General features: G+C 70.7%; 17 protein-coding genes. 4 read left to right on the top strand and 13 right to left on the bottom strand.

The window, feature by feature from the left end; genetic code table 11:
• The 4 genes from VN520_RS12375 to VN520_RS12360 form a co-directional block, all read left to right on the top strand.
• On the top strand, positions 1-1,751 hold a 1,751-nt coding region (locus VN520_RS12375; protein ID WP_325746938.1), incomplete at its 5' end, for a glycoside hydrolase family 3 C-terminal domain-containing protein.
• A gap of 49 nt (positions 1,752-1,800) precedes the next feature.
• Positions 1,801-4,317, top strand: a complete 2,517-nt coding sequence (locus tag VN520_RS12370) for a glycoside hydrolase family 78 protein (RefSeq protein ID WP_325746937.1) — start codon at positions 1,801-1,803, stop codon at positions 4,315-4,317.
• On the top strand, positions 4,314-5,216 hold the full coding sequence (locus VN520_RS12365; protein ID WP_325746936.1) for an alpha/beta hydrolase fold domain-containing protein: 903 nt from the start codon (positions 4,314-4,316) through the stop codon (positions 5,214-5,216). Before VN520_RS12370 ends, VN520_RS12365 begins: the two co-directional genes overlap by 4 nt.
• A gap of 211 nt (positions 5,217-5,427) precedes the next feature.
• Positions 5,428-6,405, top strand: a complete 978-nt coding sequence (locus tag VN520_RS12360) for a LacI family DNA-binding transcriptional regulator (RefSeq protein WP_325746935.1) — start codon at positions 5,428-5,430, stop codon at positions 6,403-6,405.
• A gap of 430 nt (positions 6,406-6,835) precedes the next feature.
• Here the strand turns inward: VN520_RS12360 and VN520_RS12355 are convergent, their stop codons facing one another.
• The 13 genes from VN520_RS12355 to VN520_RS12295 all read right to left on the bottom strand — a co-directional run bounded on the left by VN520_RS12355 (position 6,836) and on the right by VN520_RS12295 (position 22,426).
• On the bottom strand, positions 6,836-8,320 hold the full coding sequence (locus VN520_RS12355; RefSeq protein WP_325746934.1) for a glycoside hydrolase family 43 protein: 1,485 nt from the start codon (positions 8,318-8,320) through the stop codon (positions 6,836-6,838).
• A 235-nt stretch (positions 8,321-8,555) separates the two neighbouring features.
• Positions 8,556-9,455, bottom strand: coding sequence for a hypothetical protein (locus VN520_RS12350; protein WP_325746933.1), 900 nt, complete (start codon positions 9,453-9,455; stop codon positions 8,556-8,558).
• A gap of 445 nt (positions 9,456-9,900) precedes the next feature.
• Positions 9,901-12,138: an MMPL family transporter gene (locus VN520_RS12345; protein WP_325746932.1), complete on the bottom strand. Its 2,238-nt coding sequence runs from the start codon at positions 12,136-12,138 to the stop codon at positions 9,901-9,903.
• Between the two features lie 265 nt (positions 12,139-12,403).
• A complete protein-coding gene (locus tag VN520_RS12340) occupies positions 12,404-13,060 on the bottom strand; it encodes a response regulator transcription factor (protein ID WP_325746931.1) in 657 nt (218 codons plus the stop codon).
• Positions 13,048-14,202 (bottom strand): sensor histidine kinase, encoded by a 1,155-nt coding sequence (locus VN520_RS12335; RefSeq protein ID WP_325746930.1) that lies wholly within the window; start codon positions 14,200-14,202, stop codon positions 13,048-13,050. Before VN520_RS12335 ends, VN520_RS12340 begins: the two co-directional genes overlap by 13 nt.
• A gap of 408 nt (positions 14,203-14,610) precedes the next feature.
• A complete protein-coding gene (locus VN520_RS12330; protein WP_325746929.1) occupies positions 14,611-15,825 on the bottom strand; it encodes an NAD(P)/FAD-dependent oxidoreductase in 1,215 nt (404 codons plus the stop codon).
• 55 nt (positions 15,826-15,880) lie between these two features.
• Complete coding sequence (locus VN520_RS12325; RefSeq protein WP_325746928.1) at positions 15,881-16,549, bottom strand: TetR family transcriptional regulator; 669 nt, start codon at positions 16,547-16,549, stop codon at positions 15,881-15,883.
• Between the two features lie 325 nt (positions 16,550-16,874).
• On the bottom strand, positions 16,875-18,176 hold the full coding sequence (locus tag VN520_RS12320) for an amidohydrolase family protein (RefSeq protein ID WP_325746927.1): 1,302 nt from the start codon (positions 18,174-18,176) through the stop codon (positions 16,875-16,877).
• Between the two features lie 29 nt (positions 18,177-18,205).
• The gene (locus VN520_RS12315) at positions 18,206-18,523 is read right to left on the bottom strand and encodes a hypothetical protein (protein WP_325746926.1); all 318 of its coding nucleotides are present in this window, start codon (positions 18,521-18,523) and stop codon (positions 18,206-18,208) included.
• Complete coding sequence (locus VN520_RS12310) at positions 18,489-18,908, bottom strand: hypothetical protein (RefSeq protein ID WP_325746925.1); 420 nt, start codon at positions 18,906-18,908, stop codon at positions 18,489-18,491. Before VN520_RS12310 ends, VN520_RS12315 begins: the two co-directional genes overlap by 35 nt.
• Complete coding sequence (locus VN520_RS12305) at positions 18,905-19,624, bottom strand: ABC transporter ATP-binding protein (protein ID WP_325746924.1); 720 nt, start codon at positions 19,622-19,624, stop codon at positions 18,905-18,907. The genes VN520_RS12310 and VN520_RS12305 overlap by 4 nt, the downstream gene beginning before the upstream one ends.
• Before the next feature lie 2 nt (positions 19,625-19,626).
• The gene (locus VN520_RS12300; protein WP_325746923.1) at positions 19,627-20,337 is read right to left on the bottom strand and encodes an ABC transporter ATP-binding protein; all 711 of its coding nucleotides are present in this window, start codon (positions 20,335-20,337) and stop codon (positions 19,627-19,629) included.
• Positions 20,318-22,426, bottom strand: coding sequence for an ABC transporter permease subunit (locus tag VN520_RS12295; RefSeq protein ID WP_325746922.1), 2,109 nt, complete (start codon positions 22,424-22,426; stop codon positions 20,318-20,320). The genes VN520_RS12300 and VN520_RS12295 overlap by 20 nt, the downstream gene beginning before the upstream one ends.
• Positions 22,427-22,528 lie beyond the last annotated feature (102 nt).

Genomic DNA, 22,528 nt, shown 5'->3' with positions numbered 1-22,528 from the left:
ACGGCAGTTCCGACGGCGCCCTCAACCAGGCGCGGACGAGCCTCGGGCGCAGGCAGCTCACCGACGAGTTCGCCGTGCCGTTCCGGCGCGCGATCGACGAGGCCGGACTCTCGATCGTCATGAACTCGTACAACGAGATCGACGGCGTACCGGCCGCGGCCGACCGGTGGCTGCTCACCGACCTGCTGCGTGGCGAACTGGGCTTCACCGGACTGGTCGTGAGCGACTACGACGCCGTCACGATGCTGCACTCGGTCTACCACACCGCACGCGACCAGCGGGAAGCCGCCGCTCAGGCCCTCTCGGCCGGCCTCGACGTGGAGCTCCCCGCGGACGAGAGTTTCCGGAAGCTGCGCGAGGCCGTCGAGACCGGCCTGGTCAGCGAGGAGGCGGTGGACACCGCCGTGGGACGTGTACTGGAGGTGAAGCGCGACATGGGCCTGGTGCCGGACTACGTACCGCGCCGGCGGCTGCGCTCGCCCGAGCCGCTCGACCGCACGAGGGCCACCGCCGTCGGACGGGAGATCGCCGAACACGCCGTGACGCTCCTGCAGAACGACGGCACGCTGCCCCTGCGCCCTGGTACCAAGGTGGCCGTCGTCGGCGGTCCCGCCGACGATCTGCGCATCCACTTCGGCGCCTACACCGACGTCGCCAACGCCGAGGTCCCGCTGGCGATGCAGCTGATCCGCTCGGGCCAGGTCCCCGGGATCGACCCCGAGAAGTACATCTTCACCGAGCTGTTCAACACGCGTATCCCGGGGATCGGCCCCCGGTTCGAGACCATGACCCGCGAGCAGCACGCGGGCACCCCGACGCTTCTGGGCGCCCTGTCGGCCGTGCCGGGTCTGGAGGTGACGTTCGTCGACGCGGGCTCGCCCGACGCGACCGGCCCGATCGACGCCGACGCCGTGCTCGCCGCGGTGCGCGACGCGGACGTGGTCGTCACGGTCGTCGGTGAGCGCACCGGCTGGGCGGGCGAGCACACGGCCGGCGAGGGACAGACCTCGGCCAGGCTGCGGCTGCCGGGCAACCAGCACGAGCTGGTGTCGGTGCTCGCGCAGGCCGGTGTCCCCCTGGTGACGGTACTCATCACGGGGCGGCCTCTCATCGTCCCCGACATCGCCGAGGCGTCCGCAGCGGTGCTCCTCGCACCGCTCCTCGGCGCACACGGCCCGGCGGCGGTGACGGACGTCCTCGCCGGGGCCGTGGAACCCGGTGGCCGCCTGCCGATGACGTTCCCCCGGGACACCGGACAGCTGCCGCTGTTCCACGGCCACCCGTACGGCAGCGGATACGCCCATCCGACCGGCCGCCGCCCCGGTTACAACGACCTGGACGACGGTCCGCTCTACCCGTTCGGACACGGTCTGGGCTACGCCGATCTGCAGGTCCACCTCGACGGCGTCACGCTCTCGGACGACGGTTCCACCTTCACCGTGCGCACGCGCACCACCAACAGGAGCGACCGGGACGGCTCCACGGTCGTCCAGGTCTACGCCCGTGACGAGCACGCGTCGGTCGTACGGCCGGTACGCCGGCTGATCGCCTTCGCCCGCGTCACCGTGCGGGCGGGCGGCAGTGCCGAGACGGTGCTCGAAGCCCCGGTGAGCCGGCTGTTCTACACCATGGCCGATGGCACCCGCGGCATCGAGGAGGGCGACGTCACCGTCCTCGTCGGCACCAGCAGTGCGCGGATCGCGGACAGCCGCACGCTCACCGTCCCGGCCCGTCGTGACGACGCGCGCTGACCGGCCGGCCTCCATACCGGCCTTCACGCATCCACAGGGAGAAACAACCATGCCGCACCCGTGGCAGGCCTCATTCATCAGCGCCGCCGCTCCGTCCTCCGAGGGCGATCCGGCACCGTACTTCCGCCGGGACCTCGAGCTGGCCGACGGCCTTCGTCGGGCCATGCTGCACGTCACCGGTCTGGGCATCGTCGAGCCGTACGTCAACGGTGTCCGGGTCGGTGACGAAGTACTCGCGCCCGGCTGGACCAGTTACCGTCACCACCTCACGGTTTCGGCGCACGACGTGACCGACCTGCTGACGACGGGAGCGAACGCCCTCGGGGCCGTCGTCGGTGAGGGCTGGGCGGTGGGACCGCTCACCTGGGAGAACCGGCGCCACAACTACAGCGACCGGCCTGCCCTGTTCGCACAGCTGGAGCTGCACTTCGACGACGGCCGTGTGGAGATCGTCGGTACTGACGGGTCCTTCCGCGTGGGCACCGGATCCGTGCGCGCCAACGGCATCTACGCGGGCGAGACCCACGACGCCCGCCTGGAGCCGGAGGGCTGGAGCCGCCCCGGGTTCGACGACTCCGGCTGGGACCGTGCGGCGCCCTTCGAATGGAACCTCGAGACGCTGCGGGCACCGGTGGCGCCGCCGATCCGGCGCATCGAGGAGCTGTCACCGAAGGCCGTGCTCACCAGTCCCTCCGGGCGCACGATCGTCGACTTCGGACAGAACATCTCGGGCTGGGTGCGTCTGAGGGTCCAGGGCCGGGCGGGGGACACCGTCACGCTGCGGCATGCCGAGATCCTGACGCCCGAAGGGGAGCTGGAGACCGAGACCAACCGCACCGCCGCCGCCACCGACCGGTACACGCTGTCCGGTGAAGGCGAGGAGACCTGGGAGCCGCGCTTCACCTTCCACGGTTTTCGCTACGCCGAGATCGACGGCTGGCCCGGCGACTTCGACGCCGAGGCGGTGTGTGCCGTCGTCGTCCACAGCGACATGACGCGCACCGGCTGGTTCGAGACGTCCCACCCGCTGGTGAACAAGCTGCACGAGAACACCGTCTGGTCGATGCGGGACAACTTCGTCGGTGTCCCCACCGACTGCCCGCAGCGTGACGAGCGCCTCGGCTGGACGGGCGATCTCAACGCCTTCGCCCCCACCGCCACGTATCTCTACGACGTGCGGGGCGTCCTGGAGTCCTGGCTGCGTGACCTGGCGGCCGAGCAGGCGGAGACGGGGAACGTGCCGATGGTCGTCCCCGACGTCCTGCGGACCGGGTCCACGCCCACCGCACTGTGGGGCGACGTCGCCATCAGCCTGCCCTGGCAGCTGTACCAGGAGTACGGCGATCCCGCCCTGCTGCGTGCCTCGTACGCCTCCATGACCGCCTTCATGCGCGCGGTGGAACCCATGCTCGACGAGCACGGACTGTGGAGCAGCGGTTTCCAGTACGGGGACTGGCTCGACCCGGACGCGCCGTCCGACAACCCGGCCGGCGGGAAGACCGACGCCCATCTGGTCGCCTCCGCCTACCTCTGCAGGACGACACGCGAGCTCGCACAGGCCGCCGAGATCCTCGGCGAGTCCGCGGACGCCGAGTACTTCACCCGGCTCGCCGAGCGGGTGCGTGCGGCGTTCCGCAGGGAGTACGTGTCGCCCGCCGGCCGGGTCGTGAACGAGTCCGCCACCGCGTACGCCCTGGCCGTCATGTTCGGCCTCCTCGACGAGGACCAGCTCGCGACCGCCGGCGACCGGCTCGCCACGCTGGTACGCAAGGCGGACTTCACGATCGCCACGGGCTTCGCCGGCACACCGCTGATCACGGACGCGTTGACGGTGACCGGTCATCTCGCCGAGGCCTACGATCTGCTCCTCCAGGAGAAGGCCCCGTCATTCCTCTATCCGGTGACGATGGGAGCGACCACCATCTGGGAGCGGTGGGACTCCGTGCTGCCGGACGGCACACTCAACTCCACCGGCATGACCTCGCTCAACCACTACGCCCTCGGAGCCGTGGCCGACTGGCTGCACCGCGTCGTGGGAGGGCTCGAGCGCGTGGAACCCGGCTGGCGTCGCTTCCGCGTCGCCCCCCGGCCGGGAGGCGGCCTCACCTCGGCACGGGCGGCACACGACACCGTCCTCGGCCGTGCCGAGGTCTCCTGGCGCTTCGAAGGCGAGGACATGCTGGTCGACGTCACGGTGCCCGAAGGCGCGACCGCGACCGTCGAGCTGCCCCTGCACCCGGAGCAGCTCGTCGAGCACGTCGGTGCCGGCGGCCATGCATGGCGCTACCACGCCTCGGGTACCAGCGTCCGTCCCGAGATCACCATGGAAACGCCCATCCGCGACATCCGACGTGATGCCGACCTGTGGTCGGCCGTCCTCGATGTGCTCCAGACCTACTTCCCCGGTGTCCCCATCAAGGCAGCCGGTGACCACATCGACGAGATGCCGCTCGCGGCCATGGCAGCACGCGTGCCCGACACCGCCGCCGACCTGGAGCGGGATCTGCGCGCCTTGTTCGGCAAGTCCGCCGCCGCGTCCGGGCCCGGCGAAGGCCCGCGGTCATGAGGGGCAGGACCGCACGGGTGATGGCCGCGCTGCTCGACGGCATCGACCATGCCGACGACTCCGTGCCGGGCCGCCACGGCGGCATCCCGGTCAGGCGCTACCGCCCCGACGGCCTGCCGGTGGGCACTCTGGTCTGGTTGCACGGCGGCGCGTTCTCGCACGGCGGTCTTGACCAGCTCGAGTCCCATGCCGTGGGCGCCGCCCTGGTCCGGCAGGGGATCGAGGTCGTCGCGGTCGACTACCGCCGAGTGCCGCGGTGGAACCCATGGCGCGACCCTGGTCCCGGCCGGCTTCCGGGCGTGCGTTTTCCTGTGCCGCTCGACGACGTCGTGGATGCCTTCGGCGCCGTGTCACGCGAGCGGGGTCCGGTCCTGCTCGGCGGGGCGAGCGCCGGGGCCTGCCTCGCCGCGGCCGCCGCGCTGCGCATGCACGCCGAGGAGGATGCGCCGCCCGCAGGTCTCGTGCTGGCGTACGGCACCTTCCACGCCGAACTTCCGCCGATCCCCGAGGAGATGCGCGGCCGGGTGCGCGGCCGTCACGGGCTCGTCCAGTTCCGTCCGGACACCGTACGGCGAATGAACCACAACTACGCGGGGTCCGCCGAGGCGATGGCGCTCCCGTTCGCCTTCCCCGGCGGCCACCGGCTGCCACCGCTGCCGCCCTCCCTGATGGTCGATGCGGACCGTGACACCCTCCGGGCCTCCGGCGAAGCGTTCGCCGGAGAGCTCTCGGCCTCCGGCACCGTCGTCACTCACCATGTCGTCCGGGAGGCCCCGCACGGGTTCCTGGACCGACCGCACCGCCCGCACTTCGCCACGGGCACCGCACTCATCGGCGACTGGATCATCTCGAAGGGCACGGGAGGTGTGGACCGGCACGGCACGAGACCTGAGCGGTGAAGGACGGTCGCCCGGTGCGCGGATCGTCCCTGCCGGTGGCCCCGGTGGGAGAGCGGGAAAAGCCTCGACACCGGAAAAGGCCGTCGCTCGCACCAGCCCGTCCCACGACGGTGCGTGGAACGTATCATCGGCACGCTGTCGCGACGTGCGGCGAACAGGGCTGCCGCGGGCCGGACCGCGTCATACCGACGGCTGGGACGGGCTGGAGACGATGACGCACCCTCGGAAACGGAGCACCAGCGCCGACGTCGCCGGAGCGGCGGGTGTCTCACGCACCACTGTGAGTTACGTGCTCAACAACCGGCCCGGGGAGGTGATCCCCGAGGAGACCCGTCGGCGCGTCATGGAGGCCGCCGAGCGCCTCCAGTACCGGGCGAACTCCTCCGCCCGTGCGCTCGCGGCGGGCAGGAGCGACCTCGTCCTGCTGTCCATTCCCGACCTGCCGATCGGCCCCAGCATCAGCCGCCTCGTGGAGGAGCTGGCCTCCTCTCTCGCCGAACACGGCCTCACCCTGGTCACCCACCTGATGGCGGGACAGTCCCGGAGCCTTCCCGACGTGTGCGCCGCCGTGGGCGCGTCGTCGGTGCTCGGCTTCGAGGCGTTCGACGACGACGTCGTCCAGGCCATGCAGCGGCTCGGAGTCACCGTCATCTCTCCCCACAACAGGGGCCTGCTGCCTTCGACGGCTCCGTTGGGGCGGCTGCAGGCGGAGCATGTGATCTCCCGCGGCCACCGCCGGATCGGCTACCTCCTGCCGGCGCAGACCAAGTTCCAGGACATGGCTGAGGAGAGGTTGCAGGGTGCGGCCGGTGCCTGCGCGGACGCGGGCGTGGCTCCCCCCTTGGCCCTGGCCTCCGACATGGAGATCGAGGACCTCGTGCGGCCGCTGGGACGCTGGAGCGAGGCCTCGGTCACAGCGGTCTGCGCCTTCAACGACGAGTACGCCATCGCCTTGCTCGCGGCGATGCACCACATCGGTCTGCGGGCTCCCGCGGACCTGGCCGTCGTCGGAGCCGACGACATTCCGATGGCGCGCTTCGCCGTGCCCGCCTTGTCCACGGTGTACTTCGATCTGCAGGAGGCGGGGCGTCACCGGGCCGAGGCGGTGGTGGCCGGCCTCGGTGGAGGGCGTCCGCGCTCCCCTTCGCCCACCGCCAGCCTGCGGCTGGTGCAGCGGTCCTCCACCTGAGTCTGCCGCACCGGCGAACTGGCGCAGGCTCCGCGCACAATCTCGGAAGAGTGTCCGCTGCCCACCCGTCGATCTCTGTCACGTACTCGTTACCAGCCGGTGTCTTGCTGGGGCGACACCACTGCTGTTCGCCACTGACGCGCGCCACTGACGCGCATCAGCCGGCCGTTCGACGACCGGAACGAGCCGGACAGCCGGCTTCGGCGGCCACACCGGTCCGGCGACCGGCACACACCACCTCGAACGCTCTGCGGGCCCGCCCAGCCAGCCGACACAGGTGCAGACGCCTCGTCAGGATCGCTGGGGCCGCGAAGAGGCCTCCCGTTCCGCGCGGGTCCGCCGCCGCACGCCGATGCCCTGAAGACCGGGTCCTCACGCCCGTCGTCCTTGTCCGACGGGGCACGCGCCGTTCGCTCGGCCGACGGCCGTGTCACCCCAGATGTGCGGAGTAGGCCACCTCTTCGAGCACGATCCGGCCGTCCACCAGCTCGACACCGAGCATCCGGCCGGTGAATCCCCCAGCCACCTCCGTGGAGAGGTAGCGCCCGTCGAAGGTGCCCAGGACACTGCAGGCCCCGTCGTCGTCCACCACGGCGAGTTCCACGAGATCGGGTTCGGCGGGTGTACCGAACACCCCGGGGCGATCGGAGTCACGGACGGTGATGCGCAGGATGACCGGCTTCCCGACGGGGCGGGGTATCCGTGCGACCGAACTGACGGCGGGGCCGATCGAGACCGTCGCCTCCACGCTGTCCGCGTCGGCGGTCAGTCCGTACCAGTGGCAGCTGTCGATCCGGAGCAGGAAACGGCCGGTGCCGGCGGAGGTGTCCATCCGTACCTGTGCCGTCCACCGGGTGTCCCGGGCGCGTGTCAGGAGGAGCACGGGCGCCTCCTGTTGCACCTGCCTTTCGAGGATGAGGCGGCCTCGGCCCTCACGGCGGGTGAAGGCGGCGGGGTTCGTGCCGGGAGCGACCCAGCGTGGATCCAGTTCAGGCCCCTCGAACCTGTCGGTGAAGCTGTGCTCCTGCGGCTCGACCGCGAACCGCTCCTCGTCCACGACCGGCCAGCCGTCCACCCAGTCCACACCGGCGACGAATGTCTCGCGCCCGTTGACATGGAACTTGGGCGTCGCTCCACGGGGCCGCACGCCCAGATAGACCAGGGCCCATGAGCCGTCGGCCAGTTCGACGAGGTCGCCGTGCCCGGTGTTCTGCACCGGGTGGTCCGTGCTGCGGTGCGTGAGGACCGGGTTGTGGGGAGCCGCCTCGAAAGGCCCGTCGAGGGTCCGGGCGCGGGCGACGGTGACGGCGTGGCCCCGCTCGGTGCCGCCTTCCGCCAGCAGGAGGTACCACCACTTCCCCACACGGTAGAGGTGGGGGCCTTCCGGCGCCGCGAGACCGGTGCCGTTCCACAGCAGGCGGGGCTCTGCCAGCATGCCGCCCGTCATGGGATCGATCGGCACGCTCGCGATGCCGTGCAGGCCGGGGAGGAAGGAAGCCCAGGTGAGGTGGCATACCCCTGCCTCGTCCCAGGCCAGGTCGGGATCGATGCCGATGGTTCCTGCCACGTGCACCGGATCCGTCCACGGCCCTTCCGGGTTCTCGGACGACACGATCAGGTGCCCCCGGCGTACCTCGTGAATGTTCGTCGTCACCAGCCAGAACCTGCCGTCGTGGTGGCGGAGCGTCGGCGCGTAGATGCCCGAGCCGGCGTAGCCGGTGTGCGGCGCGAGCTGACTCGGACGGGTCAGTACGTTGCCGATGTGGGTCCAGGTGAGCAGATCGGTGCTGCGGTGGACCGGGACGCCCGGTACGTACTCGAAGCTGCTGTTGGCGAGGTAGTAGGTGTCACCGACGCGGCAGACCGAAGGGTCGGGGTGGAATCCCGCGATGGCTGGTGTGACGGACATGACCATGGTCTCTCGGTCTCCTCGGGAGGCGGGCGCTCGGTGCTGGTCGGCCGGGCAGGGCGGCTCGATGAGGCTGCCGCCCACATGGTGGAAGCGGAGTACTGACGCGCGTCAGTAGCCAATAGGAAGCCTGGGGCCGTTCACAAGGTGTACGTCGTCAAGATCGGGTAACGCCCGGAGCCCTGAAGTCCGTACGCAGCGCGGCACCCCCGCCTTCGCGGAGACCTGGGGAGGGGCGGGCTCACGCGGAAACGACCGCGGCACGAGCCGGACGGTCGCTGTCGGACGCTGCTCGTGAAGGCACTGCCACGACGTCACAGGGTTTGACGGCGGCAGAGCTGTACCGCGTGAGCAGGAAGACCCCGCGTGCGGTCAGCACGGCGCCCGTGAGGGCCAGAGCGGCCCCCCAAGGACCTCCCGGTACCCGTTCGCCGAGGAGCGCCACACCGATGAGCGTCGCCGTGAACGGGTTGACGAGGGTGAGGATCGCCAGGGGCGTTCCGAGACCGCCCGTGTACGCGGCCTGGGACAGCAGCAGACCGGCCATGGCCAGGCCGATCGTCGGCAGCGCCACCGAGGCCGTCTGCCAGGAGATCAGACGGTCCGCGTTCAGCACGGTCTGGGTGAGGGCCGAACCGCTGCCGGAGACGACTCCGGAAGCGGCGGCGAACGCCGGTGCCCGGAGGGCGGGGTGCCGGACGGACAGTGCGAGGGGGACAGCGAGAAAGGCGGTTGCCGCAACGCCGAGAGCGCCGGAGGCGGTGAGAAAGCCGCCCGACCCGGTGGTGAAGGTGAGCGGGATGAGCAGGGTGAAACCGGTTGCGGTCAGGCAGAGGGCCTTCCATTCGGCGCGGGTGACGCGCCTGCCGGCCGCGTGGGCGCCGATCGGGACGGCGAGGACGACGGTGAGCGCACCGAGGCACTGCACCAGACTCAGCGGTCCGAAGGCGAGAGCTGCGACGTGCAGGAGAGCGCCCAGGGCGTTGGTGACGGTGGACACCCACCAGGCGGCGTCCGTCAGCACCGCCCGCAGGCCGCCCGTGGCGGTGCTCTTCCCGGCCACGCGGTGCTGCATCGCGGCCGCGACCGCGTAAGCGACGACGGAGGCGAGCGCGAGGGCCACAGCAACCGGGGTGTTCATGACGAGCTCTCCAATCGGAACGTACGGCCTGCCCCCACGCCCGCCTACGGCTCTGCCCGGCCAGGGACGAGGAATCCCCCGCCGGGGTCACGCGCGTCTGCTGGCCGTGGAAGCGAGTTGCCAGGTCTTCACGATCTCTTCGGGCAGGCGGTCAGGACGAGACAGCACGCCCCCCGGCCTGTGGTGTAGCGGAATACACCGGCCCCACCGCACCCGGCGGGAGCGGGCCGCCCGGAGCGGCACAGGACCGGGCCGGCCCGACATCTCCGGAGACGTGGGAATGCGCGGGCCCGGTGGCCCGGGCGGAAATGCGCTCGGGCCACCGGGCCTGGGACTCGCCGCCCCGTCCCCACGGGCGAGGCGAGTCATGGGGCCGCTGCCGCTGGAGCGGCCCCGGTTCGCCGGTGGGCGTGTGGAAGGCCACCCACCGAGGTCATGGCGTGTTCTACCCGCGGTATGCGGGCACGCTCTCGCGCTGGCCGGCTGGTGCGTCCGGGGTGGTGTGCTTGCGGGTGAGCGCCTCACCTTCGATGTCGACGTTGGGCAGGAACCGGTCGAGCCAGCGCGGCAGGCGCCATGCGCGGTCGCCCAGGAGGGCGAGGACGGCGGGCACGATGGCCATCCGGACCACGAAGGCGTCGAAGAGGACGGCGACTGCCAGGCCGAAACCGATCACCTTGATCATGGATTCGGCTGAACCGATGAAGCCGGAGAACACCGCGATCATGATCAGCGCGGCGGCGACGACCACGCGTGAGCTCGAGCGGAAGCCGGAGACGATGGCCTGGCCCGGCCGCTCACCGTGGACGTACGCCTCGCGGATACGGGAGACCAGGAAGACCTCGTAGTCCATGGCGAGGCCGAAGACGATGCCCACCAGGAAGATCGGCATCATGCTCATGATCGGACCGGTCTGCTCGACACCGAGCAGCTCGGCGCCGTGTCCGTGCTGGAACACCATGACCACCGCGCCCAGGGCAGCCAGCACGGAGAGCAGGTACCCCAGTGCCGCCTTGAGAGGCACGAGGATGGAGCGGAAGACCAGCAGCAGGAGCACGATGGCCAGGCCCACCACGACGATCAGGTAAGGCACCAGCGCCGACTGGAACTTCTGCGCGAAGTCGATGTTCGCGGCGGTGCTGCCGGTGATCTCATAGGTGGCGCTCGCCTGCTGCTCCACGGCCGGGCGCTCGCCGCGGATGGTCTTCACGAGGTCGATCGTGGCCGCATCGGTGGGGCTGGTGGACGGGGTGGCGGTGATGACGGCCGCGTCGCGGGCCTGGTTGAACTGGGCCGGGGAGACGGACACGATTCCGTCGGTGGCACCGATCTCCTTGGAGATCGTGCTCACGGCGGCCTCGGGGTCGTCGCTGTTCCTGGTGTCCACCACGACGGTCAGCGGGCCGTTGAAGCCGGGCCCGAAACCGTCGGCCAGGGCGTCGTAAGCGCGGCGCTCGGTCGTGGAGGTGGGCTTGGACTCGTCACCGGGCATGCCCAGCTGCAGGCCGGTCGCCGGTAGGGCGACCGCGCCCAGGCCGACCACACCCAGCAGGAGCACGGGCAGCGGGCGGCGCACCACAAGGCGGGCCCAGCGGCTGCCGGCGTTCTCGGTCGACCGGCCTCGATCGTGTCCGGCGTCCGGGCGGCCGCGCTTGGTCCCCTTGCGGACACGGCGGGCGAGTACGGCCTTCGGCCAGAAGCCCAGCAGGGCCGGCACCAGTGTGAGACAGATCAGGACCGCGATGACGACGGCACCGGCGGCACTGAGGCCCATCTTCGTGAGCATCGGGATGTCCACCACCGACAGGCCGGCGAGAGCGATGACCACGGTCAGGCCGGCGAAGACCACGGCGGATCCGGCGGTGCCGACGGCGAGTGCGACGGCCTCGTCCGGGGCATGCCCCTTGGCGCGCTCCTCGCGGTAGCGGGAGACGACGAACAGGGCGTAGTCGATGCCGCATGCCAGTCCGAGCATGGAGGCGAGCGTGCCGGTGGTCAGGGAGAGGCCGAAGGTGCTGCCCAGAGCGATGATGCCGGTCATGCTGACACCGACACCGATGATCGCGGTCAGCAGCGGAAGTCCGGCCGCGGCCATGGAGCCGAAGGTGATCAGGAGGACCACTGCGGCCACCGCGATGCCCATCGCCTCGGCCGATCCGCCGGCCGCAGGCTGCGTCGCCAGGGCGTTACCGCCGATCTCGACCGTCAGGCCGGTGTCCCTGGCCTGGTCGACTGCTGTCTCCAGCTGTTCCTTGCTCGCGTCGGTGAGGTCCGCCGCCGCCACCTCGAAGGTGACGGTCGAGTACGCGACGGAGCCGTCCGCGCTGACGGCGTCCGCCTGGAAGGGGTCGACGGCGCGGACGACCTGGGAGCCGTCACCGGCCTCGCCGACCAGTTCCTCGATGACCGCCTTGTTCTGTGTGGCGGTCACCTTCTCCCCGTCCGGCGCGATGAAGACGAGCCGGGCACTCGCGCCCTCGGCTCCCGACCCCGGGAAACGCTCGTCCATCAGGTCGAACGCCTTCTGGGACTCCAGGCCCGGCATGGCGAACCCGTCGTCGGGTGCGGCCGGAGCCTTGACGGCGGCGAAGCCCGCGGCGGCCAGAACGGCCACCCACAGGAGCGTGACGAGCCATCGCCACCGAAAGGCCATACGACCGACTTGGTACAGGAAAGTTGCCATGGCGGGGAGAACGCCTCCACATCAGCGGTACAGAACAGGAAGGACGGGCCGGCCCCGCATCCGCTCGACGGATGCGAGGGGGTGTGCCCTCTGCTCTCCACGATCCCGTCCGGCGCGTGCCACGACGAGGGAGTGATCTCCCGAACCGGTGGTGTAGCGGGCTACACCACCGGGCGAGAGGCAGACCTGCCGGGAGCGGACCGGACGTCCTGGACGACGCTCCGACGAGAGGCCCGGGAGGCGACGGACGCTTGCCGACGCAGCGTCAGACGGCTTTTCTGGGGTCCTTCAGGTACGTCAGCACGGCCAGCACCCTGCGGTGCCCGCTGTCGCTGGGCGGCAGACCGAGCTTCAGGAAAACGTTGCCGATGTGCTTGCTCACCGAGCGTTCCGTCACGACCAGCGCCTCGGCGATGGCGGTGTTGCCGTGCCCCTCCGCCATCAGCTTGAGCACCTCGCGCTCACGCGGGGTCAGCGAGTCCAGAGGGGAGTCCCGGCGACGGGTGAGGAGCTCGGTGACCACTTCGGGGTCCAGAGCCGTACCACCGGCCGCCACCCGCTCCAGCGCGTCGAGGAACTCGTCCACCCGGCCCACGCGGTCCTTGAGCAGGTACCCGATCCCGCTGCTGCCCCCGCTCAGCAGTTCGGCGGCGTACGACTCCTCGACGTACTGCGAGAGAACCAGAACCGGAAGGCCCGGGATCTGCTCACGCGCGGCGAGCGCCGCGCGCAGCCCTTCGTCCCGGAATCCGGGAGGCATGCGCACATCGAGTACGGCCACGTCCGGACGCTGCTCCAGCAGGGCCGGGAGGGTCTCCGGCCCGGTCCCGACGACGGCCGCGACTTCGTGTCCGGCCGATGTGAGCAACAGGACCAGGCCCTCACGCAGCAGCGCGTTGTCTTCTGCGATCACCACACGCAAGGCAGTTCCACGGTCACGGCAGTCGGTCCTCCTTCAGGACTGGTCACCGTAACCGTACCGTCCAGAGCCGCGACCCGGCGACGGATGCCGATCATCCCGGTGCCGCCGGCCTCGTCCGCGCCACCTGCGCCTTCGTCCCTCACCACGACCCGCACGGCGTTGCGCAGACGTTCGAGGCGGACGGAGGCACGTACGGAGCCGCTGTGCTTCGCCGCGTTGGTCAACGCCTCAGCGACGGCGAAGTACGCCGCTGCCTCCACCGCCGCCGGTGCCCTGGGCCCGTCGTCGGCGAGCCCGACGACGTTCACGACCACGTCGAGGCCGCTGCTGGCTGCCAGCGCGCGCACCGCCCCGACCAGGCCGCGATCGGAAAGGATGGGGGGATGGATGCCACGCACCACATGCCGTAGCTCCGCGAGTGCCTCCTCCGCCTGTTCCTGTGCCTCGTCCAGGAGCCGGCGAGCGGTCTCGGGCCGGTGATCGTAAGCACGCCGGGCGAGCCCGATGCGCATGGACAGCGATACCAGGTGTGCCTGTGCTCCGTCGTGCAGGTCGCGCTCGATTCGGCGCAGTTCGGCTTCGTGCGCGGCGATGGCGCCCGCCCTGGTAGCAGTCAGTTCGTCGACCCTGGCGGCCAGCAGAGCCTGCGGGGAGGGCTTGAGCAGAGCGGCCGACCAATCGGCTTCCAGGTCCGCCAGGCGGCTGATCAGTGGCAGAACGACCGGCTGCCGCCGCAGGAGGCCACTCCACACGCCGTCCACGACCAGGCCGAGCGGCCACAGCGGAACGGCCAGCAGGCCGATCCAGCCGTACACGTAGAAGGCAGCCATCCACCGCAGGTCGGACCGGGTGCCGGGATCACGCAGCACGATGCGAAGACGTTGTCGCAGACGGCCGGTGACCGGCTGGTAAGCCTGCGGAACCTCGCGGCCGGTCCACGTGGCCACCAGGAACCTTTTCGCACCGGCGATGCGGCGGACCAGGAGCAGCGTTTCCGGAAGCAGCCAGGCGCCGACCACGGCCAGTGTGCCCAAGGCCGTGATCAGGAGCACGCAGACGAACAGGCACATGGCGAAGACCATCGCCACCGACCTGCACAATTGTACTGTTGCCCGCTTGGCCTGCACCATCGCTTTCCACATGTCGCCCACATTAGGCAGTCGGATGAGGAGAGGCAGGAGAGCACAGCACCCCGCGATGGTGTAGGGGGCTACACCACCGTGCCTCGCACATCACCGCGCATCGAGGGACCACCGGGCCGCCGGCTCGCCGGGATGCGGACTGCCGGTACTGACGGCGACGGTCACCGGTGCGGGAAACGGACCCGTGACCGCATCCGTGAGAACATCTGCGGTTTCCGCCCAGCAGCCCTGCCCTGCCACCGAAGTGACAGCTGACCGCGGTGTCGTTTCCCTGACCGGCGGCCTCGCTGACACGCCGATAGGTGACGGAGGCCAACCCCCGGCCGGCGGCCAGTCGTTCAGCGGCTGCCATGAGCGCCTCGTGTGTCTCCGCCACGTGCGGGGTGCGAGGGGGGCCGCGAGCTGTCGTCACCCGTCATCGCGCGCGGTGGCCGGCTCGTCGCGCGCATGGTGAGCGGCAGAGGCGCTGACCATTGCCCGGGCGTGCAGGTGTGCCTGCTTCGGCATGTTCCAGCCCAGCACGCCGATCGTCCTCCCCTGCCGGCGGTACACGGCGACGAACCGCCGCTGCTCGGGGGAACCCTCCACCACGGTGGCCTCGGCGTCCGGTGCGGAGAAACCGTGGATCTGGACGCGGGCGTCGAACTGCCGGGTCCAGAAGTAGGGGACGGGGGCGTACGACCGGTTCCCGCCGAGAAGGTTCCCGGCGACGACCGCCGCTTGGTCCACGGCGTTGGTGCGGTTCTCCAGCCGCAGCAGCCCTCCCACTCCTTCGTGGTACCAACGAGCCACGTCGCCGGCAGCGTAGACGTTCTCCGCTGCCGCACACCGCGCGTCGCACACCACACCGCCGTCCAGGACCAGACCACTACGGATGAGCCACTCGGTCATCGGTACGGCACCGACAGCGACGACGACCAGGTCGGCCGGCAGGATCTCGCCGCCTCTCAGGCATACACCCGTCACTCTGCCCCGGTAGCTGGCGAGGCAGTCCACCGCCGTACCGGGTCGAAGTTCCACACCGTTCTCGTGATGGAGGGCAGCGAGCAACGGCGCGGCCATCACACCCAACCTGTCGGCCAGGGGCGCCGGTTGTTCACCGATCAGGGTGACGCGCACTCCCCTGGTGCGTGCCGCTGCGGCGATCTCGGCACCGAGCACTCCGTCACCGATGACCACGACCCGTTCCGACAGGTGGAGTACGGACCGCAACGCAAGGGCGTCGTCCATGGAGCGCAGTGTGTGCACCCCGGCCAGGCCGGTCTGTCCGAGCAGGGTCCGGGCGCGTGCTCCGGTGGCGATGACGACTGCGTCGGCCTGGAGCTCGCGCCCGGAGGCGGTACGTACGACACGCGTCCGGACGTTCAGCGAGAGGGCGGCGTCGCCGAGGAGCACAGTCGCGGACACCGAACCTCCCGGTGCCGGAGGCGGCAACTGGCTCCGCGTGGGTGACCAAGCTCCCGTGAGAACCTGCTTGGACAAGGACGACCGGTCGTAAGGGGGGTGCCGTTCCGCGCCCAGTACGGTCAACGTGCCTCGATACCCCTTGTGGCGCAGCGCCTGTGCGGTACTGAGACCGGCGATCGAGGCACCCACCACCAGGACGCTGCCGGGCGAGCTCACTCTGCCCGGTCCAGCTGTACGGTGCGGTGGCGCCGGGCTCCACCCCGGGCGATCTTCATGTGCACCTCCTGCTCCACGGGCCTGGAGTGACGGGAGCACTGAGCAGACCGGTGACGGCGTCGGTCAGGTCCGTCTCAAGCTCCTGCCAGGCCGGCTGTCGCACGCGAGCGTCCTGCGCGAGTGCCCGCTCAGGTTCGGCCCACGTGTGTGTGAGCAGGTGGAGGGCCATCACACCGCGCGTCACGCGGGTCTCCGCCAAAAGAGCCAAAAGGCACCCTGCCATGCCTGCCATGGTCCGGCACACCGGGGCACGGACGAGGGCCTCGTCGGCGACGATCGTCCGCAGCACCGGGCCGGTCATCACCTGGGCGGTGAAGCGGGCGTACCAGGAGGGCACGGCGGGTGAGCGCACCTGCTCGGTAGCGGGCCGCACGAGGCATGCGCCCCAGTCCCTCAGTTCCCGGCTGTCGCCGATCCCTTCCAGCATGCGATCGCGTACCTGCTCGGTCCCGTCCGAGTGCCGGCGCACGATCGCACCCACCAGGTCCTCCTTCGTGCCGAAGTGATGGCTCACCGCTGCGACATCGCCCTGCCTGGCGGCTTCGCCGACCTGGTGGTCTGACACGACCGCCGGGCCCGATCCGGCGTGGAGACGCTCCGCTGCGGCCATGACGGCCTCTCGTGTCCCGACGGAGCGGCCGGCAGGTGCGCCTCTGCTGCTCATCTCTCGCTTCCCGACGGCCCGGGTGACGGACCGCGGAGTGGTTCAGGTCCGCCGATCCTCGCAGTGACACTCGTCATCGAAGTGGATACAGCTGGATCGAGCAGGACACCGGCGCGGGAAATCTCCGCCGCCCCGTTCCGCGGGGGGAGGGCGCCGGAGCGGGAGGGGCCGGCGCCCGGTCAGACCCGCTGCTCCCGGCAGAGGCCCTCTGAGCAGCTGGCCCCTGGCCGGGGCCAGGCACAGGCCGGCGCCTGCGGCGGGTCATCGCGCCGTACGACGAGACCGGCCCGGAGTCTTCCCTCCGGACCGGTTCGGCGATCGTGGCTCAGTCCCGCGACATCGCCAGTGCCGCCTCGGCCTTCCTCCGGTAGTTGGCCAGCTTCTCCTCCGGCGCGACGGCCGCCTGCTTGCTGCGGGGCCGCACGGACACGTCGTGCCCCTCGGCCGCCCGGCGGAGCGCACCCACCGTGGCCTGTTCGCGCGGCACGTGTGCGAAGGGGTCGAAGGAGTACCAGCGCATCGCGTTCTCGTGGGTCATCTTGTCGATCTCGGCGTCTGGCACACGGTTCGCCGTGAACACCTCGTGCAGCTCCTCCGGGGCGTGGGGCCACATGGAGTCGCTGTGCGGGTAGTCCGCCTCCCAGCAGATGTTGTCGACGCCGATGTCGTGGCGCAGCTTCACACCGACGGGGTCGGAGATGAAGCAGGTGAGAAAGTGCTCGCGGAAGACCTCGGACGGCAGTTTCCCGCCGAAGTCCTGGAGGGTCCAGGTGGCGTGCATCTCGAAGGTGCGGTCGATCCGGTCCAGGAAGTACGGGATCCAGCCCGTGCCCCCCTCCGACAGCGCGATCTTGATGTGGGGGTACTCCTTGAGGACGCGGGACCAGATCAGGTCGGCCGCCGCCTGGACCAGGTTGATCGGCTGAAGGGTGATCATGACGTCCGGCGGGGCGTCGGGAGCCGTGATGGCGAGGCGCCCGGACGATCCGATGTGCAGGTTCATCACCGTGCCGCAGTCGGTCAGGGCCCGCCATACCGGGTCCCAGTACTCCGTGTGGAAGCTGGGGTAGCCGAGCGGGACCGGGTTCTCCGGGAAGGTGAGCGAGTGGCATCCCTTCTCGGCGACGCGGCGGATCTCCTGAGCGCACAACTCCGCGTCCCAGATCGCCGGGAGCGCCATCGGAATGAACCGTCCGGGTTGGGCGCCGCACCACTCGTCGATGTGCCAGTCGTTGTAGGCACGCACCAGCGCGAGCGAGAAGTCGGAGTCCTCGGTGGCGAACAGGCGGGCGGAGAAGCCGGGGAAGGAGGGGAAGTTCATCTGGGCCAGCACTCCGCCGGCGTTCATGTCGGCGACCCGCTCGGCGGCGTCGTAGCAGCCGGGCCTGATCTCGTTCAGACCCTGGGGCTCCATGCCGTACTCCTCCTTGGGGCGCCCGGCGACCGCGTTGAGCGCGACATTGCCGACCGAGTTGTCCCGGAACTGCCAGACGTCGGTTCCGTCCTCGCGATGCACCAGACGCGGGGCGTCCTTCTTGTAGCGGTCGGGAAGGTGGTTCGCGAAGATGTCGGGCGGCTCGATGATGTGGTCGTCGACGCTGATCAGGATCATGTCGTCGCGGTCCATGAGGATCCTCCTCGGAGGTTGCGTACGGATCAGTCGGAGGCGGGAAGCGCTTTGGGAGCCTTGATGGTCAGCGGCTCTCCCGCGTAGGCGAGGCGGCCGGAGCCGGACGCGGTGCAGAGCAGTTCGAGGCTCTCGGCGGCGTCGACGTACCGCTTTCCGATGAGGGTGCCCGCCTCGCCGTCGGCCGGTTGCGGAACCGGGGCCTCGGTGGCGGCGATCATCGGGGCCCCGCCGCACTCGATCGGTCCGGCCGGCTGCCGGGGGGCCCGGATGACGATCACCCGGGTGCTGTCGGTGGCCGATGCGAGCTGATCACCGGGGTGCGGGATCGGTGAGAGGGACGCCATCGGGCTGATCTCCTTCCGGTAGCGGGGTCGCGAGGGAGGGGGCGGTGAGCCGTGCCCCCAGTCGGTCGAGGTCGTAGGACTGGCGGGCGAGCCAGAAACGCAGGAAGCCGGTGAGTGAGTAGCGCAGGAAGAGCGCCGCGCCCACCACCGCGGCGGTGATCCCGCCGATACCGACGGCGAAGGCGTCGCCCTGGGCCAGTGCGTTGTCGGTGCCGTGGGCGAGGGGGAAGGCGAGGGCGCCGAGCACGAGTCCCGCGGCCATCAGAAGACCGCCGAGGCGGAGCCACAGGGCGGCGCGCGCGGTGGCGGGATCCGGGATCTTCAACTCGGCGAGTTCGCGCACGAAGCGTTCCGCGCGTGACTCCGGGGCTGGGCTGGAGGTCATGGGGCGCTCCCCAGGTAGTAGGAGGAGAGTTCGGCGTGCAGGGAACTGTCGGGATGTCCCTGCCAAGGAACCCGGCCGCGGGCGAGGACGGCGGCATGGTCGGCGATCTTCAGGACGGCGGCGGCGAACTGCTCGACGACCAGGACCGCGACCCCCTCCCGGGCGAGCTGTGCGACCCGCTCGTACAGCTCCACCACGACCAGCGGGGCCAGGCCCATGGAAAGCTCGTCGAGCAGCAGGACGGCGGGATCGGTGGTGAGTCCGCGGGCGAGGGCGAGCATCTGCTGCTCTCCGCCGGAGAGGGTTCCGGCGGCCTGTGTGCGCCGGTCGCCGAGGACGGGGAATCGGGAGTAGGCGGCGTCCTCGATCTCCTCCCGGGTGCGCCCGGTGAAGGTCATCATCCAGAGGTTGTCCCGTACCGAGAGGTTCGGGAAGACTCCGCGCCCCTCGGGAATGAGGCAGACGCCGGCCCGGGCCAGTTCCCCGGCGCGGGCACCGGTGACGTCCCGGCCGCCGAGGAGGAACCGGCCGCCGCTGGGCGGGTGCACCCCCGCGGCGACCTTCAGAGTCGTGCTCTTGCCCGCTCCGTTGGGGCCCAGCAGGGCAACGACCTGGCCGGCTTCGACCGTGAGGTCCACCCCGTGCAGGACAGTGATCCGGTCGTACGCGGCGCACACGCCGCTCAGTTCGAGAAGTGGCCCCCCGGTGCCGGCCATGCTCATTCCTCCCCCAGGTAGGCGGCGAGCACGGTCGCGTCATGGCGGATCCGGTCGGGCGGCCCGCTGGCGACGACACTGCCGAGATCGAGGACGTGGACGACGTCGCAGACGGTCATCACCAGGCTCATGTCGTGTTCCACCAGGAGCACGGCGGTGCCCTCGTCGGCGAGGGAGCGGAGCAGACCGGCGAAGCGGCCGGTCTCCTGCGCGTCCTGTCCTGCGGCGGGTTCGTCGAGGAGCAGCACCTTCGGCTCCAGGACGAGCGCGCGGGCGACCTCGACGAGCCGGGCGGCGCCGGTGGGCAGGGCGTCGGCGAGCACTTCGGCCTGGTCCGTCAGATCCAGGCGGCTCAGCACCCGGTCCGCGGCACGGGCCGCGTGCCGTCGCCCGGGGCCGAGTTCCGCGGCGACGAGGAGGTTGTCGCGTACGGTGAGGCGTCCGAACAGCTCCAAGTGCTGGAAGGTACGGCACAGCCCGCGGCGGGCCCGGCGGGCCGGGCCCTCGCGCGTGACGTCGTGTCCGTCGAGCAGCACGCGGCCGGTCATCGGCCGGCGCAGTCCGGAGACGACATCGAACAGGGTGCTCTTACCTGCTCCGTTGGGGCCGATGAGCCCGGTGACTCGCCCGGCTTCCGCTGCCAGGGACACGGTGTCCAGGGCGTGGCGGCCTCCGAAGGAGACGCTCACCTCCTCAGCCTGTAGCAGTGGCACGGCTCAGCACCTCCCCGTCCTCGGGCTTCCAGGGGCGGCGGACGCCCCACCACTCCACCGGTACGTCCTGGTCCGGGTCGCTGCTGATGGACGCGCGGGCCCTGAGCGCCACCGCGGCGAGGACCGCCACGACGAGCAGCAGGCCGCCCCCGACCGTGCCGGTGGCGGTGAGCAGCCAGCACAGGCCGAGCACCCCGAGCAGGAGGGGCAGGAGCGTACGGTCACGGGCGAGCCTCGCCCATTCGCCGTGCATCCGCGGGACGACGCCGGCGGGACTGTGGGCGAGGCCCATGCCGGCCAGCGCGATGAGCAGCGCGGACACATCGTGCGCCCAGGAACCGAGGTCCGCGAACAGCTGGGCCGGGACCACGAAGGCGATCCCGGCGAACAGGCCCGTTCCGACGGCCCCCAGCCCTCCGATGACCGCGATGAGGAAGAGCGGCAGGCCGACGACGAGATTGAACTGCTCGGCGGTGACGGTCTGCATCTGCATGCCGTAGAGGGCGCCGCCGAGACCCGCGAGGCCGGCCGAGAAGGCGAAGACCGCGGCCTTGGCCCTGAGCAGACGCCCGCCGAGCGTGACGAACGCGGCCTCGCTGTCCCGCAGGGCGATCAGCCTGCGGCCGAAGCGGCCCCGGCGCAGCGCGGACACGGCGAGCGACCCCAATGCCAGGAACACGGCGGCGAGAAGAAGCAGTTGGGCCGGTGAGGTGAGATGCCAGCCGAACAGGTCGGGTCCCGTGACCGGTACCGAGCCCTGATCGAACAGGGCGATGCGCACACCGAACACGTCGACCGCCGGCAGGGTGAAGATCCAGCGGTCGAGGATCACGGCGAAGGCGACGGTTCCGAGTGCCAGATACACGCCGGACAGGCGCAGCGCGGGCAGGGCCACGGCCACCCCGACGACCGCCGCGATCAGCACGGCCACGGGCAGCGCCCAGAGTTCACCCCGCGCGCCCAGGTGGCCCCACACCACCGCGCCGATCCCGGCGATGGACAACTGGCACAGCGAGATCTGTCCGGTGAACCCCGCCAGTGGCACGTAGGACAGGGCGATGAGACCCAGGGAGAAGATCGTGCCGTAGGAGATCACCGCATCGTCGGTCAGCACAGTGACCAGGACCGAGGCGAGGAGCAGGATGCTGCCGGCGAGGACGAGGCTGCCGCGTGCGCCGGGCAGTGGTACGCGCACCGGTCGGCGGTCGCGGCCGCGCAGCTTGCGGTGCGGGAAGACGAGCAACGCCAGGAGAAGCAGCAGGGCAGGCGAGGCGAGGCGCAGGCCGGGCAGGTAGTCGTTCTGCGGCAGGTAGCCGGCGAGGTAAGCCTCCAGCAGACCCACGACGGCCGCTCCCAGGAAGGTGAGCGGCAGACTGCGCAGTCGTCCGAAGACGGCGGCGGTGTAGGCGCTGACGATGAGCAGGGAGAGCTGCTGGGCGTCGAGTGCGACGGCGGGTGCGATGAGGATGCCGCCGACGGCGGCGAGCTGGATGCCGAGGATCCAGGCGAGGCGGCCGGCCCGCACCGGGTCGGCGCCGGTCAGCCCGGCGAGGGCGCGGTCGTCGACCGAGGCACGCATCTCCGTGCCGGTCCTGGTGCGGTGCAGCAGCAGCCACAGGGTTGCGGCGACGGCGACCGCGACGGCCATGGTGACGGCCTGATGCCAGGTGAGGGCGGCCGGGCCGAGGCGGATCGCGGAGCGGTCCGAGAAGAACGGGGTCAGCGGCCGGGCGGCGTTGGGGTTCCAGACCCAGCGGGCGAGCGCGATGCACCCGGTGAGCAGAGCCAGCGTCATGACGAGGCGTTCGGCCTCGCCGAGGTTCTGGACCGGGCGCATCAGCACGCGTTCCACGAACAGACCGAAGGCGGGTGCGAGCACGAGCAGCACGGTGGCGAGGGCGAGCGGTACGGGCCATCCCCAGCCGATGGCGAGCTGCCAGTAGGAGAAGGCCGCGAGCATGCCGGCTGCGCCGTGGGCGAAGTTGAAGACGCCCGCGGTGGTGTGGGTGAGCACCAGACCGCTGCCGATCACGGCGTAGATCGCGGCGGTGCTCAGGCCCACCACCGTGAAGGCCAGGAATTGATCCATGATGTGGAAACTAGCTTCTCCCTATTGGAGAATCAACCATTCGTACACGATACTCGTATGCGAGAATCTAATTCTCCTTCTCAGTGGACGACGAGGAAGGCG

The organism is Streptomyces sp. (genome assembly GCF_035563135.1).
Classification (GTDB): Bacteria; Actinomycetota; Actinomycetes; order Streptomycetales; family Streptomycetaceae; genus Streptomyces.
This window is presented reverse-complemented; position numbering and strand designations above follow the sequence as displayed.